We start from the raw sequence: 16887 nt of genomic DNA on the forward strand, positions 1-16887 counted from the left end.
GACCGCGTGTCAACGGGACCTGGGGGTACGGCCAAATGTGAGCATAAGGCTGCGCAGCCGGCCTGTGACGAAACGTTTGGGCTCGAAGCAAAGCGGCGAAAGCGCGGCGGGGAGCTCGAATCCGGCGATATCGAAGGCGTCCGGCCGCTCCATGGGGAAAACGAGGTCCTCGGCCTTTGCTCCCGGAAGTCCCAGGGCGTTGGCCTGTCCCCAGAGCGGAATGTCCCCTGGCGCAAGCCCGAACCGGGTGTAGATCGTCGTATCCAGGGCCACCGGATTGGCCGCCGCCGCCAGCATCCCCAAAGGAAACGCCTCGCCGTAGGCCGGGCCGTGCTTGTGCATGGCCGTGATGCCGTCCAAAAGCGAGGTCGTTGGCGGCAAGGCGGCCAGGACGTCCAGGATCATCCGGGCAAACCGGCCCCTATCCCTGCCCAGGCGCTGGTGGGCCAGCGATTTGCGAAAACCGCAGACGCAGCCGAAGAAATTTTTGACCGCCAGCGTCAACCCCATCTGATCGTGGCATTTGAACCGGGCCACGCTCACGATGTGGTCCGTCTCCAGGGCCAGCCGGGAAATGCCGATGCTTCCCCCATGCCTCAGCCGCACCTGACGCGGTTCGTCCAGGCTGGCCACCGTCACGGGCAGACCGGCAAGCGCCTCGGTCAGCCCCGACAGCCTAGCCATGATGCGCCCGGTGCCGAAGGCCGGGGAATCGGCCACGGTCACGATCGCCCCCAGCTCCAGCAGATGCCGGCAGACCGCCCGCACCACGCGCGGCTCGGAACAGGACAAGGCCATATTGCGGGGAGCCACGAGGTTGGGCTTGACCAGCACCGTGGCGCCGCGTCCGACCGGGCACCCGGTGGACGTCAGCAGTTCGGCCACGACAGCATCCAGCTCTGGCGCGTCGTAGCCGGCGAAGCGGCGTAGGAAAACGGCATGCGGCATCGCGCGGCGTACCTCCATGGTTATGTCAGGCTTGTCGGGGCGCTGCTCTGGGCCCCGGCAGGGGCTCCGCCCCCGCACTCCGGCCAGGGCGCTGCCCTGGACCCGCCGGGAGGCCACGGGCCCCCCGGACCCCCCAATTCGGCTTTGGCTGGGCGGAGGTTTCGCGGGTTGCCGGGAGGGCGGAGAGTGGAAGATGGCGGCGGAATTTGTCGGGACGGTGCATGTCGCTTCGCGACAAGCTCGTCCCAGGCAAATTCCGCCGCCACCACGCCGTCGCCCCTTCGGGGCGAAAAAGATCCAAAGGGTTCGGTTGATTGCCGCCCCCTTTAAAAGTTTTGGGGGAGGGTGGGGGGTACGGGGGGAGGGGACCCCTTTTTTCAAAAAGGGGTCCCCTCCCCCCGATGCCTCTTCCCCTCTCCCCTCCTATCCAACCTTGCGCATGACTTCGCGCATGAAGTCGGGCAGGTCGCCGGGTTCGCGGGAGGTGACGAGGGGGCCGTCGACCACCACGGACTTGTCTTCATAGAGCGCGCCGGCTTCCTTGAGTTCATCGGCGACGGTCTTGTAGCAGGTGGCGTGGCGGCCGCGCAACAGCCGGGCGGTGACCAGGATTTGCGGGCCGTGGCAGATGGCGGCGATGGGGATGCCGGAGGAGGCGAAGTCGGTGGCGATATCGATGACCTTGGGGATCTTGCGCAGGGCGGCCGGGGCTTTGCCGCCGGGCAGCACGAGCAGGCTGTAGCCGCACGAACCGGCCGATTCCACGGCGTCGACGCCGAGGTTGGCTTTGACCGTGTAGCCGTGCTTGCCGGTGATTTCACCGGCCTCAGGCGCGGCCAGATCGACGTGGAAGCCGGCTTCCTGGAGACGGTAGAGCGGGTAGAGCAGTTCGGTGTCTTCGAAATTGTCGGCCGATATGATGAGGGCTTTTTTGGCGTTCATGGCGTCGCTCCCGTTGTTTCGGGGTTGACGGAACTGTCAACTCCAACCTCCAGTATATGCGACAGACGCGGCCGCTTGGCAACAGGGGGGATGGGCCATGAAAAACGCCCCGGGCCGGAGGGAAATCCGGGGCCGGGGCGTCGGGTGCGGGTGATGCGGGGCTACATGCAGAGGTCGTCCGGACACAGGGGGAAGATGCGTATGTTCGGGTAGACACCCTTGAAGCCGCCTTCCACGTAGGGCTGGATGAGGTTGTAGGTAATGTTTTTGGTTTTCTGGGCGTGGCCGAGGTTGTCCGTGCCGTCGTAGTAGGCCCCGTTATCGTGGAGGATGTGGTGGATGCGGTGCTGGAAGGCACGGATGAAGCGTTCGCCGTTGCCGCTGAAGGTCATGGGGCCGATGGCGACCTCGCCGTCGATTTTGGCGAAATCCTCGATGGACACGGCCTGGGTGGCTAGGTCGGATTGTTTGGTCACATAGCCCCAGACAACGTATCCGGGCGGGATGGTGACGGGTTCGACCAAATCGATGATGGTATGGGGCACGATGACCGCGCCTTCGCCCACGGTGAGCGGCGCTTCGGGCGTGCCGCGCAGGAAGGAGTTGAAGCCGACGAAGACGTTGGTGCCAAGCCGGCTGCCGATGATCTTGGCACCGTGGGCCGTGACGTCGTAGCCTTCGAGGACCGAATCGACCACGTAGCTGTTTTCCTGGGCATTGGCCCCTTTGCCGAGATAGGCGTTTTCCAGGTAGGCGCGTTGGGCCACCAGGACGTTTTCGCCTATGCTGGTTTCGCCCTTGACCACGGCATAGCGGGAGACGAAGGAGCCACGGGCGTAGGATTCGGGCCGCGAGGCGTAGAGGAAGCCGAAGACCCGTTCGAAATCGCGCTTGTGGCTGTCCACAAAATCCATGAACAGTCCCTTGGCGCGTTCGTTCGGCGCGACGGATATATAGCGGGACACGATTTCCGGCGCGTAATTGTAGATGAACTCGTCGCCGGATTTGTTGCGAATCCAGATACGCCCGGGTTCGATCACCGAGGGCTGCAAGTCGGCCACCTGGACGTAGGCGTAGGCCCCGATGCAGCTGTTTTGCACGGTGCACAGGTCGATGGTGCAAAAAGGCCCCAGGAAGGAACCCATGACCGGGGAGCCATGGATGTTGGCATAGGACAGGGCCACGGTATTCTTGATGAGGAATTCCTCGGGAAACTCGGGATCGTGGCTGAAGCTGTGGATGAGCGTCTTGTTGAGGAAGCTGTCGACGATCTTGATGACCTCGTCGCTGTGCAGCCGGACGTTGGTGCCGTCCACGCTGAAGCCCTTGGACAGGGATTTGAGTTCGTCGCCGCGGACGTCGCATTTGTACATCACGGAATGCTGCACGTCGCACTTGCCGAAGAAGTAGGAACCGGCCAGGGAGGAGCACTGGAAGTTGAAGAACAGGGGGTGCTCGGTGGAGACGGCGTAAAACGCGTAGAACTGCGCGTACTTCTCCTGGGGAACCGCGCCGCTGACATAGGGGCCGACGTCGATGGAACTGCGCCGCAGGTTGATGTTGGTGCGGTTGATGACGTTATTGAGAATTCGTTGCAGCTGCTTCATCCCCTGGTCTCCGCCGGATCGGCCGCGTTGGAGCCGTCGCTGGCAAAACGCGGGTTGTTGGCCGCCCGGGACAGCGCCTTTTGCACCACCTCGAAGAGGTGGTGGATATCGCAGGGCTTGCTTAAGTACTCCACGGCTCCCAGGCGCATGCCTTCCAGGGCGTATTCCACGGTGGGGTAGCCGGTGACGATGATCGATTCGAGTTCGGGGCGCATGGATTTGAGCGCCGTGAGCGTTTCGATGCCGTTTAAGCCCGGCATGTTGACGTCGAGCACGGCCACGGCCACGGCCGGGTCGCGGCGCACGATGTCGATGGCTTCCTCGCCGGAGGCGGCGGTCAGCACCGAGAGCCCCTGCTTGGTCAGCCAGCTCGAGAGCGCGAATCGGAGGTTTTCCTCGTCATCGACCAGCAAAACGGTTTTCATGGTCATGGCCTTCCCCTTTTACCGGGCGTCGGCGCGCGCCAGCGCCTCCATCACCCGTGCGTACAACTCTTCCATGTCGCAGGGTTTGGACAGAAATTCGTAGGCCCCCAGGCGCATGCCTTCCAGGGCGCTTTCCACTGAAGGATAGCCGGTGAGGATGAGCGCCTCCACTTCGGGGCGCATGGACTTGATGGCCTTGAGGGTTTCCAGGCCGTCGAGGCCCGGCATGTTGATGTCGAGCACGGCCAGGGCGATATCCTTGTCGTCACTAAGGACGGACAGGCCTTCCTCGCCCGATCCGGCCGTTTTCACGGTCAGTCCCCGGGCCGTCAGGCGCTTGGCCAGAACAGCCGTCAATCCCGCCTCGTCGTCGACCAGAAGCACCGTTTTTCCCGCCATGGATCGCTTGCTCCCGATTTCACAATAAGATCGGATTCCATACCGTGGAATAGGAAAAGCTTCAAGGAGAAACGGCGTCCGATACGGGCGGTCGGCTCCGGCGCGACGGTTGCAAAAGACTCTTTCCCTGTTACAAAGCCCCAGGGAGGACGCCATGTCGCGCAAAGCCAACCGCTTGATCAACGAAAAGAGCCCTTATTTGCAGCAGCATGCCTACAACCCCGTGGACTGGTATCCCTGGGGCGAGGAGGCTTTCGCCTTGGCCAAGGCCGAGGACAAGCCCATATTCCTGTCCATCGGCTATTCCACCTGCCACTGGTGCCATGTCATGGAGCGCGAGAGCTTCGAGGACGAGGACATCGCGGCTCTGATGCGGGTCATCGTGGTGGCAATCAAGGTCGACCGGGAGGAGCGCCCGGACCTGGACACGCTTTTCATGACGTTTTGCCAGGCGCTCACCGGCCAGGGCGGCTGGCCGCTGAATGTGTTCCTGACCCCGGACGGCCAGCCTTTTTTCGCCGGCACCTATTTCCCCAAGGAATCGGGGATGGGGCGCACCGGCATGCGCGAACTGCTCCAACGCGTCCACATGGCCTGGCAGAGCAACCGGCAGGCGGTCATCGGCAACGCGGCCCAGCTTCTCGGCGCGGTGCGTGACCAGATCACGAGCCGCGACGCAGCGGCCCCGGCCGAGCCCGGCTTGGCCGAACTGGAGGCCGCGGGCAAGGATCTGGCCGCCGCCTTTGATGCCGAAAACGGCGGCTTCGGCGGGGCGCCCAAGTTTCCCGCGCCGCACAATCTGCTGCTCTTGCTGCGCGAGTACCGCCGCACCGGCAACAAGGACCAACTGGCCATGGTCACGGCAACGCTTTCCGCCATGCGGCGCGGCGGCGTCTACGACCAGATCGGTTTCGGCTTTCACCGCTACAGCACCGATGCGGGTTGGCTGGTGCCCCATTTCGAAAAGATGCTTTACGACCAAGCCCTTTGCGTCATGGCCTGCGTCGAGGCCTGGCAGGCCACGGGCGAAGCCTGGCTCAAGGAAACGGCCCTCGAGGTCCTGGAGTACGTCCGGCGCGATTTGACGGCCAGTCCCGACGGCGTGTTCTACAGCGCCGAGGATGCGGACAGCGAAGGGGTCGAGGGCAAGTTCTACGTCTGGACCGAGGCGGAAATCCGTGCGGCGCTGCCGCCGGAGGATGCCCGGCTTGTCATCGACGTCTACGGCATCGAGGCGGCCGGCAATTTCCATGACGAGGCCACGGGCGTGGCCACCGGAGCCAACATTCTCCATCTGCCCAGGTCGCTGGCGGATGCGGCGGCGGGGATGGGCACGACCGTTGCCGCGCTGGCCGCGCGCCTGGAAACGTGCCGCGCCGCGCTGCTGGCCGTTCGGGAAAAGCGGGTACGCCCCCTTTGCGACGACAAGGTGCTGACGGACAACAACGGGCTGATGCTGGCCGCGTTAGCCAAGGCGGCCCGGGCGTTCAATGACGAGACGCTGGCCGCGCGGGCGGTTACGGCGGCGGATTTCCTCCTGGAAAAGATGGCTCTGCCCGGAGACCGGCTGTTGCACCGGCTGCGCCAGGGCGAGGCGGCCGTGGCGGGCATGCTCGACGACTACGCATTCTTGGCCTGGGGCCTTGTCGAACTCTACCAGACGGTGTTCGCGCCGCGGTACCTCAAGCGAGCCGTGGCCCTCACCAAGGCCATGATCGCCCATTTCGGCGACGCGGACGGCGGATTTTTCCTGTCTCCGGATGACGGCGAGACGCTCCTTTTGCGCCAGAAGACCTTCTACGATGCGGCCGTACCCTCGGGCAACAGCGTGGCTTTTTTCGTCCTGACCACGCTGTTTCGCCTGACCGGCGAGAAGTCGTTTCGGGAAGAGGCGGCAAAACTTGCCAAGGCGGCGGGGGGACGCGTGGCCGAGCACCCCTCGGGCTTTGCCTTTTTCCTTTGCGGCCTGTCCCAGATGCTGGCCCCGGCGGCCGAAGTGACCCTGGCCGGCAATCCCGACGCGGCCGACACCCATGCCCTGGCCCGGGCCATTTTCGACCGCTATCTGCCCGAAGTGGCGGTGGTGCTGCGCCCGGCCGGAGAGGATGACCCGGAAATCGCGGCCATTGCGCCTTATACTCGGTTCCAACTGCCCCTTGGCGAGGCGGCGGCGGCCCATGTCTGCCGGGCCGGCTCGTGCCAGCCGCCCACGGCCAACGCGGCGACTCTGCTTGAACTCCTTGGCGCGGACGGAGGTGGCCGGTGAGGCGGTCAAAGAACGTTGATGGAGGGTGGTATGCGGCTTGAGGCGCGTTACGTGATCGCTTTTCTATTGGTTCTGTCCATGGCGCTTCTGGCGGTCATGGTCCCGGGAGGCCCGGTGGAGACGCGTGGCTTTTCCATGCTGTCCCCTGTGGCGGTGCTCACATTCAACACGTTTCTCACCACCCTTGGCATAGGCAGCCTGGTCGTGGCGTATTGGGCGTTTCGCGGGCGACGGGCGGCTTTCGTGGAGGCGGCGCTTTGCGGCCTTCTTTACGCGCTTGTGTATCTGCTCGATCTGGCCGGGATTTTCCCGGTCTCAGCCGATCCCATGCCGCCCCTCTTGACGGTGCTGGAAATCTGCGGCCTGCTCGTCGCGATCCCGCTGGTCATCCTGTCCCTCAGGCGCGCCAAGGCCATGGTCCAAGACACTTCCGCCTGGCGTTTCGGACTCAGCCGGCAAGTCGTCTTTGTCCTGGCGCTGGTCCTTCTCGGCGCGGGCGGCATCATTTATTTCGCCACAAAGGCCGCCCTGCGCTGACCTTGGCTCGCCCCATCGCAAGCAAAAGCCCCCGGTCGCAATCACGGCCGGGGGCTTTATTGTTCACTCACTGGGGGAAGCAAGGCTTCGAAGCCTTATTAAAAGGTTTAGGAAGGGGAGAGCGCGAGAGGGGACAACCCTTTTTAAAGGGTTTCCCCTCTCGCATTCTCTTCCCTCTTCTCACTCCTTATGTCAGAGCGCGGCGGCGGCCGGCGTGGGGCAGGGACTTGGGGCCTGTGCCCGCGCCGCCCGATCCTTGCATCTCCTGGACCATGGTGTTGAGTTCCTGGGCTTGCTGGGCCAACTCACCCACGGCCTGGGAGGACTGGCGCAGGGCATCCATGGTTTCCGAGGCGATGCGGTTGACCTCCTCGACCGAGCGGTTGATTTCCTCGCTGGCCGAGGACTGTTGTTCCGAGGCCGTGGCGATGGAGCGGACCTGATCGGCGCTGGCGTCGACCAGGCTGACGATCTCGTGCAGCATCTCCCCGGACTTGCCGGCCAGGGTGGTGGCCTCGCCGATGGCATCGACCGACTGGGCCACGTTGTCGTAGTTTTTGCGGGTGCCGGATTGGATGCCGCCGATGGCCTCGCCGACTTCCTTGGTGGCGGTCATGGTCTTTTCGGCGAGCTTTCTCACCTCGTCGGCGACCACGGCGAAGCCGCGTCCGGCCTCGCCGGCCCGAGCCGCCTCAATGGCGGCATTGAGGGCCAGCAGGTTGGTCTGGTCGGCGATGTCGGAAATGACGTTTAAAATCTGGCCGATGTTTTCCGCCTGCTTGCCCAAAATGCCCATGTCTTCCAGGGATTGGCGGGAATTGGTGTTGATCTGTTCCATGAAGGCGACCATTTGGCTTACGGCGTTCGAGCCGTCCTCGGCCTTGCCCCGGGCCTGAGCCGAGGTTTCTGCGGCCTGGGAAGCGTTTTTGGCCACTTCCAGCACCGTGGCATTCATTTCCTCCATGGCCGTGGCCGTCTCGCCCAGCCGTCGCGACTGGTCTTCCGCGCCCTGGCTGGATTGCTCGACCTGGGCCGAAAGCTGCTGCGAGGCCGAGGAGAGAATATCGACCACCGAGGACAGGCGCTGGGCCGCCTGCAACATGCCTTCGGCCTTGGCGTTTTCGGCCTCGAGACGGGCTTTGTCGGCGGCTTCGGTGGCTTGATGGGCCTTTTGGGCTTCCTCGGCCGCTTCGGCCGTCTTTCCGTCCGCTTCCGCGATCTTCAGCTTCAGGTTCTCCACCATCTGCTTGAGCACGGCGAAGACCCCGCCGTCGCCCGTGTGGTCGTTGAAGCGAATATCCATCTCGCCGGCCGCGATGCGGCTGGCCACTTCGTACAGATAGGCCGGGTCCTCGCCGAGCTGGCGCGAAACGCCGCGTATGATCACGGCGCATACGGCCAGGCCGATCAGCGTGGAGGCGATCGCAAGTATGATGAGCATGGTGCGGCCCTGGATGTAAGCCGTGTTGCCGGCGATGGCCGAAGCCTTGGCGCCTTCCTTATTGATCTTGACGAGCTTGCCCATCTCCTCGGTCACTTTGGCAAAAAGCTCTTGAGATTCTCCTTCGGCCAGTGTTTTCGCTTTTTCATTTTCATTTTGGCGCGAGAGGTCCAGGAGACGTGTGGCTACTGTTTTATACTGGGAAAAATCCTTTTCAAATTGGTTGAAGATGCTGCGCTCATTGTCTGAACTGATGAGTTTTTCGTACGTTGCAATGTAACCACTCATTTCTTTATCAATGGAAACTATCATTGCATCGTATTTTTCTATACTGGCCTTGTCGGTGGAAAGAATGTGCATCAATTCCGTCCGGTATAAAGTATCAATTGAATTTTGGATATTTGAGATGGCATCCACACTTGGAAGCCAATTTTCTGAGAGGTCTATGATCTTGGAATTGGTGTTTGATAGGAGATATATGGCCGTGACATTGCTAAAAATGAGCAATATTATCAGTAAACCGAAAGAAAGGACGAGCTTCGTCGAGAGGCGTATTTTTGAGCGCATGGTTCCTCCTGGCATTGTCAAGTGGCATTGCGCGGGTGCGCCAAACAACCTGCGACTTCCGTAGGCTTGGCAGGCCTGTTCACGGTGGAACTCCTGCGGGAACGAAGCCGCCCTGGCAAAACAACATCCAGGCGGAAGAGATAATTCCACGTCACATGTTAGAACAAAATAACTGTGAAAGCAAGAGGGATACCTTGCCGAAGATGGTTGCACTGACGCTACGCGGCTGGCCTTTGCCCGATCAGGTCTTGAGGTTGCGGCCTTACTGGGCTACATCCGGGCGAATTCGATAGGGGAGGAGAGTTTGGGCAAGATCAACATGGAAAAGCTCGATCCCAATCCGGAGTTCGATCTTTTCTTGTTTCTCAAGGTTTCCGGGGCGGCCAAGGTGGAGCAAGCGCAGTGCGACCTGTGCCTTGAGCATTGGGACGCTTTCAAGGAGCACCTGAAAGGCTACCGGTTCTCGGCTCCCGGCGCGCGTCGGGGAGTGGTGCTTTTTTTTCTGGAACCCGTGGCCGAAGGCATGGTCGAGGAAGCCTGGACGCGTTCGCCGTCGGAAGGCTTCGCCCTGCACAATCTGGCCGTGTCCATGGTCATGGGCGCGGCGGCGCAATGCGTGCCGGAAATCGAGGCCGGTTTCTGCGCGCCGTTGCCCACGCCCGACCGCGATCTCAAACGCCGCCTGGAGCGGCTGGGGCTGGTCTGGAACGACGCCGGCAGCGTCAGCGTTCAATACGCCGTCATGACCCACGATCCCTACGCCGGGGGCTGCGCCATGTGCCATCTGCGCGCTTCCTGCCCCAAAAGCGAGGCCGTGGCTAAAGATACCGGGGGAAAACCTTTCTGAAGAAAGGTTTTCCCCCGGCCCCCCTTTCCCAAGACTTTTAATAATTGGATAGTAACTATATTCTATCGTTAAAAGTTTTCCTGCTTACACACAATCATCAGCTAATTGTCAGCGGTCATTGTTTTGTGTATTTTCTGGGGGTTGGAGGCGCTGGATATGGCAAGAAACATTGTGCAATTCCAGAAGGGTATGAGCGAAGATGCGTTTGAGGCGCAATTCGGCACCGAGGAGAAATGCTGGGCACACCTCGTGCAATGGCGTTGGCCCGAAGGATTCGTTTGTCCAATTTGCGGCAGGGATAAGTACTCGCTGCTTATTGTTGGCAGGCGACGGCTCTTTCAGTGCTCACATTGCCGTACGCAGACTTCGGTGACCGCTGGCACAATCTTCGCTTCCACCAAAGTTCCCCTCAAGAAGTGGTTCCGCGCCATTTATCACCTCACTCAAAGCAAGGGCGGCATCTCCAGTGTCGAATTAGCCCGCAGACTTGGTGTCACGCAAACGACGGCCTGGAAAATGTCTCACAAGCTGATGCAGGTCATGCTCGAACGTGAACACCAGCAACGTCTCACCGGCCGCGTAGAGATGGACGATGCTTACCTTGGCGGTAAACGACGTGGTGGGAAACGTGGACGTGGTGCCCCAGGAAAAATTCCGTTTATTGCGGCAGTTGAAACGACAAAAAGTGGACAACCACACAAGATGAAGCTGTGCCGAGTCAAAGGTTTTCGGCGTAATGAGGTGCAGCGGGCATCTCAGAAAATCTTGCGTTCCGGGACATTGGTGGTGACGGACCGGTTGCCATGTTTTTCCGAGGTCCAGGCTGCGGGCTGTCGGCACGAACCCGTTCAAGACAGTGGCCGCAAGGCTGTGCAGGACTCAGTATTTAAGTGGGTCAACACCATGCTTGGCAATGTGAAGTCAGCATTATTGGGAACATATCGTGCCGTGAGAGGCAAACATGTGTCGCGCTATCTGGCCTCGTTCGGATATCGATTCAATCGCCGTTATGACTTGGCGACAATGCTCACGCGGTTGGCCTGGGTCTCCTTGCGGACGCCGCCCATGCCTTACAGACTGCTCAAACTGGCTGAGGATTGTGCGTAACCAGGAAAGTTTTTGGGAGGGGAGAGCGCGAGAGGGGAACCTTTTTTTCAAAAAAGGTTCCCCTCTCGCATTCTTTTTCTCCTTCCCCTTGCTCTTCACCACCGCGCTAACGCGTGGCGGTGAATTCGCCTTGTCCCACCAGGGTTTCCAGGGCGGCCAGATCGGACAGGGCCTTGGCCGTCAGTAGGCGTTTGCGGCCCACGGTCAGCGACTGCGCCTGGATGTTGGTATTGAGCCGCGAGAGCCGGATCACTTCCTGGGTGGCGTGCCAGAAATCGGCATAGGCGGCCTGGGCCTGGGGCAGGGTTTCCTGCTGGGCGTCCGGCGGCAGCAGGCCGGAGAGGTGGTCGAAGCCGGCCCGGGCCTTGGCGTCCTGGCGGTTCATGGCCGCTTCCAGGGTATCCATGCCGGCGGTGGTCGGTTCGTCGATGTGCTGGGCGTGCAGCGACAGGATGGACAGGGCGGCGGTGACGATGCGCAGGGCTTCCCGGCTGGCCGGGCAGAAGGCCGCGTCGATCACCGGGGTCAGGGCATGTTGCAGGCGGCTGACGGCCAGAGCCGCCTCGGTGCGCGAGACCACGGCCGCCCGGAGATTGGTGTTGCGCCCGACAAGGCCGCGCAACGTCTCGTCGATGCGGGCCATTTCCGTAAAATCGGCGTCAATGGCGGCCAGTGCGGTTTTTTCCTTGGCACTGCCGTCCTTGCCGATCAATGCCGTCAAGGCTTCCATTCCCTTGGCCAGGCTTTCCATGGCTTGGCGGGCTGCGGCCAGATTGTCTTTGGCGTCGGCCTGGGTCGGGGAAATCAGGGCGCTTTTTTCGGCGCTGACGGCCAGGAGCAGATCGGTGCGGACCGCTTCGATCCGCTGCTGTTTTTCGTGTAGGATGCGCAGCCTGTCGTGCAGGTCGTCCCCGGAGCAGCCGGAAAGGGCTACGGCCGCAAGCAGCGCGGCAATGAGAGCCAGACAGGATGCGATGGGCAGGCGGCGGCGGCGCGGCAGACAATGGGTGGTCGGCATGAGCCCTCCTTGGCGATGGCTTTTGCGGCGTTGTACCGCCGCCCCGACGGGGCGACAAGCGCAGGCTCCCCGCCGGACATGAAAAAAAGGAAAGGCCGCGACACACGCCGCGGCCTTTCCGTGATGTCTTCGCGGGCGGGACCTTATTTGCGCTTCAGGCGCTCGGCCAGATATTCGGCCACGTGGCGCACCTCGAAGGTCGTGCCGTCGTGCTCGAAGCCGCCGCGAATCTGCATGATGCAGCCCGGGCAGTCGGTGGCCATGGCCGTGGCGCCGGTGGCCTTGAGGTTGTCGATTTTCTTGCGCAGAAGTTCCTTGGACAGCTCCGGGAACTTGACCGAGAAGCTGCCGCCAAACCCACAGCACACATCCTCCTCGGCCGCCGGCAGGTAGTTGAGCCCGGCGTCCCGCAACAGCGCGCGCGGGGCCTCGGTCACGCCCAGTCCCCGGCACAGGTGGCAGGGCGCATGGTAGGTGACGTCCTTGGCCGGGCCGGCGAAGGACTCGTCCGCCATGCCGAGCACATCGTGGACGAAGGAACTGAAGTCGATGACCCGGTCCGTGAACTGGGCGGCCTTGAAGGCCATGGCCGGATCGTCCTTGAACAGCCGCTTGTAGCCGTGCTTGAGGTAGGAGGCGCACGAGGCGCAAAGGGTCACGATGTAGTCGAAGCCCTGGGCGTCGATGGCGTTCATGTTGTGGGCGGCTAGCTCCTTGGCCGCCTTTTTTTCGCCGAGCATCATGAGCGGCAGCCCGCAGCAGGACTGGCCCATGGGATAGTCCATGGCCACGCCGGGACGGCTGGCGATGACGGCCACGGCCGCCTCCATCTGCTCGGGATAGACGAAGTCCTGCACGCAGCCCGAGAAGAGCGCCACCTTGACGTCGGCCTTGTCCACCCGGGGCCGGATTTTTTCCCAGCGTTCCCGAAAGGCCGTGTCGGCGATGGCCGGAAGGGCCCGGAAGTCGTGGTCCTTAAAGAGGAACATGGGCAGATGGCGCAGAAACGGCGTGCCGCCGGTCACTGGCTTCTGGGCCAGACGGGCCGATTTGAGCATGGTGTGGAAGAGCGTGCGGTTTTTAAGCACCTGCCCCACGGCCTTGGAATAGAGCGGATGTCCTTCCTCGTCCTGGATGCGGGCGTGGATCTCCTTGATAAGCGTCGGCAGATCGATGCCCGCCGCGCACACGGCCTTGCACGCGCCGCAGTTGAGGCAGTTTTGCACCAGATTCCTGGCCTTCTCCCGGCCGTGGAAGAAGTAGGTGGCCACGAGCCCGATGGCCCCGATGTAGACGTGGCCGTACTTGTGGCCGCCGACGAGGCGGTAGATGGGGCAGACGTTGGCGCAGGCCCCGCAGCGGATGCAGCGCAGCACCTGCTTGAATTCCGGGTCCCGGGCCATGGCCATGCGGCCGTTGTCCAGGAAGACGACGTGGTGGACCTTCTTACCGTCCTTGGCGCTCGCCGCCGGCACCGCGCCCGTGATCCAGGTGACGTAGGAGGTGATCGCCTGGCCGGTGGCGTTTTTGGGCAGACACTTGATGATGCGAAGCGCCTCGTGGAGCGTCGGCGCCAACTTGTCGATGCCGGCCAGGGCCACGTGGACCCGGGGCAGGGTGGTGGTCAGCCGGGCGTTGCCCTCGTTGGTAATGATGCCGATGGAGCCCGTGGCGGCGATGGCGAAGTTGGCCCCGGAAATGCCCATGTCGGCCTGGCAGTATTTGGGCCGCAGCTCGCGCCGGGCCACCTTGACCAGCTTTTGAATGTCCACGTCCTGCTGTTTGTGGGTGACCTCGGTGAAAAGGTCGGCCACCTGGTAGCGGGAAAGGTGGATGGCGGGCATGACCATGTGGGAGGGGCCTTCGTGGCGCAGCTGGATGATCCATTCGCCAAGGTCCGTTTCGGTGACCTCCAGGCCCTGTCCCTCGAGATGGTCGTTGAGGTGGATTTCCTCGGCCGTCATGGACTTGGACTTGACCACGGTGCGCACGCCGTTTTCCTTGGCGATGGCACCAATGATTTCGTTGGCGTCGTGGGCCGTGGCGGCCCAGTGGACCTTGGTCCCGGCCGCTTCGGCGTGGCGCTTGAATTCCTCGAAGAGTTCGGGGAGATGGTCCACGGCGGCATCCTTGGCCGCGGCGATCTCGGCAATCAACTCCGGAGCGTCGATGCCGGCGAAGGCGTTGGAACGCGAGGTGCGGTAGGCCACGGCGAACTTGTCCAGGGCCTGGCGCTGAAATTCGTTTTCCAGGGCTTCCCGCAACTGCTTGCGGTAGTCCTTGAGGTTGGCGGCGTCTTGCATCTAGTTGCCCTCCAGGATGAGAAGGTGCAGCTCCAGGGGGCCGTGCACGCCAAGGGCCAGTACGCGCTCGATGTCGGCGGTGCGGCTGGGCCCGGTGATAAACGCCGTGTAATCCGGCCCGGCCATCCACTCGGCCATCCGGTCCTCGAGGTCGTAGGAATCGGCGACGACGGCTCCGGCCGGCAGCACGGCGATATGGGTCTCGGCCACCATGGTGGCCAGACGGACTTCTTCGTCGGTGGAACGCACGACAATGGTGCCGGTTTCGGCGATGCCGGCGGCGGCCATGGTCAGGGCGATGTCGATGCCGCCAAGGCGCTTGCGCATGCCCTTGGTGATGACGGCGATGCCGCGCTCCTCGCACAGGGCGGCAAGCTTGGCCACGACGTCTTCCGGCATGTCCGGGGCACAGACGATTTTCTGCTGCTTGGTGCGGCAAAGTTCCTCGGCCGTGTCGGAAAGCGGCTCGGCGCAGCCCGAAGCCAGAATCTGGCAGGCTTCCTTGTTGGCGCACACGTCGGCCACGTAGGCGATGGCCTCGTCCATGGAGGCGACCTTGGAAACGACGGCGGCCGCCAGGACGGCCTTCTCTTGCATACGGTCGACGAGGGAAAGGGAAGTCGGCATGGGAACCTCTCTTGGCTGGCGGAAACGTCCCGGCCGGACATACGGACGATGCCGGCCGGGACGTGGGAAGCTTTGCGCGGTGGTTACGGCAGCATCCATTTCAGGGGATAGGCCTGCAGCAGGGTCAGCACGCACACGAACAGGGTCATGGCCACGGAATGGCCCAGGGTGAAGCGGAAGATGTTGCCCTCCTGGCCGACCATGTCCGTGGCGGCGGTGGCCACGGCAATGGACTGGGGCGAGATCATCTTGCCGGTGACGCCGCCCGAGGAGTTGGCGGCCACGCACAGGTGCGGGTCCACGCCGATCTGCTGGGCAGTGGTCTTTTGCAGGGCGCCGAAAAGTGCGTTGGACGAGGTGTCGGAACCGGTCAGGAAGACGCCCAACCAGCCGAGTATCGGCGAGAAGAACGGGAACAAGGCGCCTGTGGCGGTAAAGGCCAGCCCCATGGACGAGCTCATGCCCGAGTAGTTCATGATGTAGGCCAGGCCCAGGATCAGGGCGATGGTCAGGATGGGGTAGCGCAGCTGCTTGATGGTGCGGAAAAAGCAGGCGATGGCCTTGCCGTAGCCGTAATTGGGCATGAAAAGGACCGCGATCAGGCCGGCGATAAGGATGGCCGTGCCGGCGGCGGAGCCGATGTTGACGTTGAACACCGCGCCATAGGGGGTGTTGGCGGTCACGATGGGTGCGGTCTTGATGACCATGTTGTGCAAATCGGGCCACTGGAAGGTGAAGCCAAAGGGCTTGAGCAACACCTTGACCGGGTCGAGGCCCCACAGGAAGACCATGATGGCCAGGACGATATAGGGCGACCAGGCGCGCAGGATCTCGCTGCCGGAGTATTCCGAGGCGACCTTGCGGTCGGACGCGGGCGGCTCGTCCGGGAAGTGCCAGACGTTTTTCGGCTTCCAGACCTTGAGGAACAGGCCCAGGCCGATGATGGTGATGATGGCCGAGACGATGTCCGGCAGGTAGGGGCCGACAAAGTTGGAGACCAGGAACTGGGAGCCGGCGAAGCACACGCCGGCCACGATGATGGCGGGCAGGACTTCCATGGAGCGCTTGAAGCCGCACATGGTGACCGACAGCCAAAGCGGAATGATCACGGACAGAAACGGCAACTGGCGGCCGATGATCTGGCTGATCTTCATCAAGTCGAGGTCGGTGACCTTGGCCGCGACCACGACGGGAATGCCGATGGCGCCGAAGGCCACCGGAGCGGTGTTGGCGATCAGGCAGATGCCGGCGGCGTAGAGCGGGTTGAAGCCGAGGCCCACCAGCATGGCGGCGGTGATGGCCACGGGCGTGCCGAAACCGGCCGTGCCCTCGATGAAAGAGCCGAAGGCGAAGGCGATGAAAATGGCCTGAAGCCGGCGGTCGTCGGTGATCTGGGCCAGCGAGTTTTTGATGATGTTGAATTCGCCCGATTCAACGGTCATGTTGTAGACCCAGATGGCCGTGACCACGATCCAGACGATGGGAAAAAGACCGAAGGCCGCGCCGTAGAGCGTTGCGTCAATGGCCAGGCCGACCGGCATGCCCCAGGCCACGATGGCCAGGATGACGGCCAGGGCCGTGGCCACCACGGCGGCCTTGTGGCCGGCCATGCGTTTGACGGCCAGCATGTAGAAAAGGATGTAGAGGGGAATGCCTGCCACCAGCGCGGACAGGCCCACACTGCCAAGCGGTTGGTACTGTTGGACCCACGTCATGTTCTTCGCTCCTTTGGTTTGGATATGAGACCAGCCGCTCCCGTTCCCGTCGCCGAGGGCGGGTGCGGGCCGAAACCGCCCAGTACGGTAGGCCATGCGTTTCCAGCCCGAAGCGCGCCGGCGACGGACGCGCTTCGG

General features: G+C 62.7%; 14 protein-coding genes. 4 read left to right on the top strand and 10 right to left on the bottom strand.

Annotated features, from left to right (window positions below; all coding sequences use genetic code 11):
- Positions 1-9: 9 nt before the first annotated feature.
- The 5 genes from K9F62_16030 to K9F62_16050 all read right to left on the bottom strand — a co-directional run bounded on the left by K9F62_16030 (position 10) and on the right by K9F62_16050 (position 4321).
- Positions 10-948, bottom strand: a complete 939-nt coding sequence (locus tag K9F62_16030) for a DUF362 domain-containing protein (protein ID UJX40196.1) — start codon at positions 946-948, stop codon at positions 10-12.
- Between the two features lie 423 nt (positions 949-1371).
- Positions 1372-1890 carry a type 1 glutamine amidotransferase gene (locus tag K9F62_16035; protein ID UJX40197.1) on the bottom strand — a complete coding sequence of 173 codons (519 nt, stop codon included), beginning with the start codon at positions 1888-1890 and terminating at the stop codon, positions 1372-1374.
- A gap of 161 nt (positions 1891-2051) precedes the next feature.
- A complete protein-coding gene (locus K9F62_16040; protein ID UJX40198.1) occupies positions 2052-3497 on the bottom strand; it encodes a transferase in 1446 nt (481 codons plus the stop codon).
- A complete protein-coding gene (locus K9F62_16045; GenBank protein UJX40199.1) occupies positions 3494-3928 on the bottom strand; it encodes a response regulator in 435 nt (144 codons plus the stop codon). The genes K9F62_16040 and K9F62_16045 overlap by 4 nt, the downstream gene beginning before the upstream one ends.
- 12 nt (positions 3929-3940) lie before the next feature.
- Positions 3941-4321 (bottom strand): response regulator, encoded by a 381-nt coding sequence (locus K9F62_16050; protein ID UJX40200.1) that lies wholly within the window; start codon positions 4319-4321, stop codon positions 3941-3943.
- 154 nt (positions 4322-4475) lie between these two features.
- On the opposite strand from K9F62_16050, the gene K9F62_16055 reads away from it, so the two are divergent.
- Together K9F62_16055 and K9F62_16060 are read left to right on the top strand one after the other, a co-directional pair.
- Positions 4476-6587 carry a thioredoxin domain-containing protein gene (locus tag K9F62_16055; GenBank protein UJX40201.1) on the top strand — a complete coding sequence of 704 codons (2112 nt, stop codon included), beginning with the start codon at positions 4476-4478 and terminating at the stop codon, positions 6585-6587.
- Positions 6588-6617: 30 nt separating this feature from the next.
- Complete coding sequence (locus K9F62_16060) at positions 6618-7124, top strand: hypothetical protein (protein UJX40202.1); 507 nt, start codon at positions 6618-6620, stop codon at positions 7122-7124.
- A 187-nt stretch (positions 7125-7311) separates the two neighbouring features.
- On the opposite strand, the gene K9F62_16065 is transcribed toward K9F62_16060, so the two are convergent.
- Entirely contained in the window at positions 7312-9132 is a 1821-nt protein-coding gene (locus K9F62_16065; protein ID UJX40203.1) for a methyl-accepting chemotaxis protein, read from the bottom strand.
- 304 nt (positions 9133-9436) lie between these two features.
- Between K9F62_16065 and K9F62_16070 the strand changes: the two genes are divergently transcribed.
- Together K9F62_16070 and K9F62_16075 are read left to right on the top strand one after the other, a co-directional pair.
- Positions 9437-9979 (top strand): hypothetical protein, encoded by a 543-nt coding sequence (locus tag K9F62_16070; GenBank protein UJX40204.1) that lies wholly within the window; start codon positions 9437-9439, stop codon positions 9977-9979.
- 156 nt (positions 9980-10135) lie between these two features.
- A complete protein-coding gene (locus tag K9F62_16075; GenBank protein ID UJX40205.1) occupies positions 10136-11086 on the top strand; it encodes an IS1595 family transposase in 951 nt (316 codons plus the stop codon).
- A gap of 106 nt (positions 11087-11192) precedes the next feature.
- Here K9F62_16075 and K9F62_16080 read toward each other — a convergent pair whose 3' ends face one another.
- The 4 genes from K9F62_16080 to K9F62_16095 form a co-directional block, all read right to left on the bottom strand.
- Positions 11193-12104: a hypothetical protein gene (locus tag K9F62_16080; GenBank protein UJX40206.1), complete on the bottom strand. Its 912-nt coding sequence runs from the start codon at positions 12102-12104 to the stop codon at positions 11193-11195.
- A gap of 143 nt (positions 12105-12247) precedes the next feature.
- Complete coding sequence (locus K9F62_16085; GenBank protein UJX40207.1) at positions 12248-14407, bottom strand: LUD domain-containing protein; 2160 nt, start codon at positions 14405-14407, stop codon at positions 12248-12250.
- Positions 14408-15034, bottom strand: a complete 627-nt coding sequence (locus K9F62_16090) for a lactate utilization protein (protein ID UJX40208.1) — start codon at positions 15032-15034, stop codon at positions 14408-14410. It lies immediately after the preceding gene.
- 83 nt (positions 15035-15117) lie between these two features.
- On the bottom strand, positions 15118-16749 hold the full coding sequence (locus K9F62_16095) for a lactate permease LctP family transporter (GenBank protein UJX40209.1): 1632 nt from the start codon (positions 16747-16749) through the stop codon (positions 15118-15120).
- Positions 16750-16887: the final 138 nt, after the last annotated feature.

The sequence above is a fragment of the Desulfovibrio sp. JY genome (assembly GCA_021730285.1).
Classification (GTDB): domain Bacteria; phylum Desulfobacterota; class Desulfovibrionia; order Desulfovibrionales; family Desulfovibrionaceae; genus Solidesulfovibrio.

Coding starts and splice junctions, on each gene's coding strand:
- K9F62_16060 (UJX40202.1), top strand. CDS start 6,618: ATGCGGCTTGAGGCGCGTTACGTGATCGCTTTTCTATTGGTTCTGTCC.
- K9F62_16075 (UJX40205.1), top strand. CDS start 10,136: ATGGCAAGAAACATTGTGCAATTCCAGAAGGGTATGAGCGAAGATGCG.
- K9F62_16045 (UJX40199.1), bottom strand. CDS start 3,928: ATGACCATGAAAACCGTTTTGCTGGTCGATGACGAGGAAAACCTCCGA.
- K9F62_16050 (UJX40200.1), bottom strand. CDS start 4,321: ATGGCGGGAAAAACGGTGCTTCTGGTCGACGACGAGGCGGGATTGACG.
- K9F62_16035 (UJX40197.1), bottom strand. CDS start 1,890: ATGAACGCCAAAAAAGCCCTCATCATATCGGCCGACAATTTCGAAGAC.
- K9F62_16065 (UJX40203.1), bottom strand. CDS start 9,132: ATGCGCTCAAAAATACGCCTCTCGACGAAGCTCGTCCTTTCTTTCGGT.
- K9F62_16085 (UJX40207.1), bottom strand. CDS start 14,407: ATGCAAGACGCCGCCAACCTCAAGGACTACCGCAAGCAGTTGCGGGAA.
- K9F62_16095 (UJX40209.1), bottom strand. CDS start 16,749: ATGACGTGGGTCCAACAGTACCAACCGCTTGGCAGTGTGGGCCTGTCC.
- K9F62_16030 (UJX40196.1), bottom strand. CDS start 948: ATGCCGCATGCCGTTTTCCTACGCCGCTTCGCCGGCTACGACGCGCCA.
- K9F62_16040 (UJX40198.1), bottom strand. CDS start 3,497: ATGAAGCAGCTGCAACGAATTCTCAATAACGTCATCAACCGCACCAAC.
- K9F62_16080 (UJX40206.1), bottom strand. CDS start 12,104: ATGCCGACCACCCATTGTCTGCCGCGCCGCCGCCGCCTGCCCATCGCA.
- K9F62_16090 (UJX40208.1), bottom strand. CDS start 15,034: ATGCCGACTTCCCTTTCCCTCGTCGACCGTATGCAAGAGAAGGCCGTC.
- K9F62_16055 (UJX40201.1), top strand. CDS start 4,476: ATGTCGCGCAAAGCCAACCGCTTGATCAACGAAAAGAGCCCTTATTTG.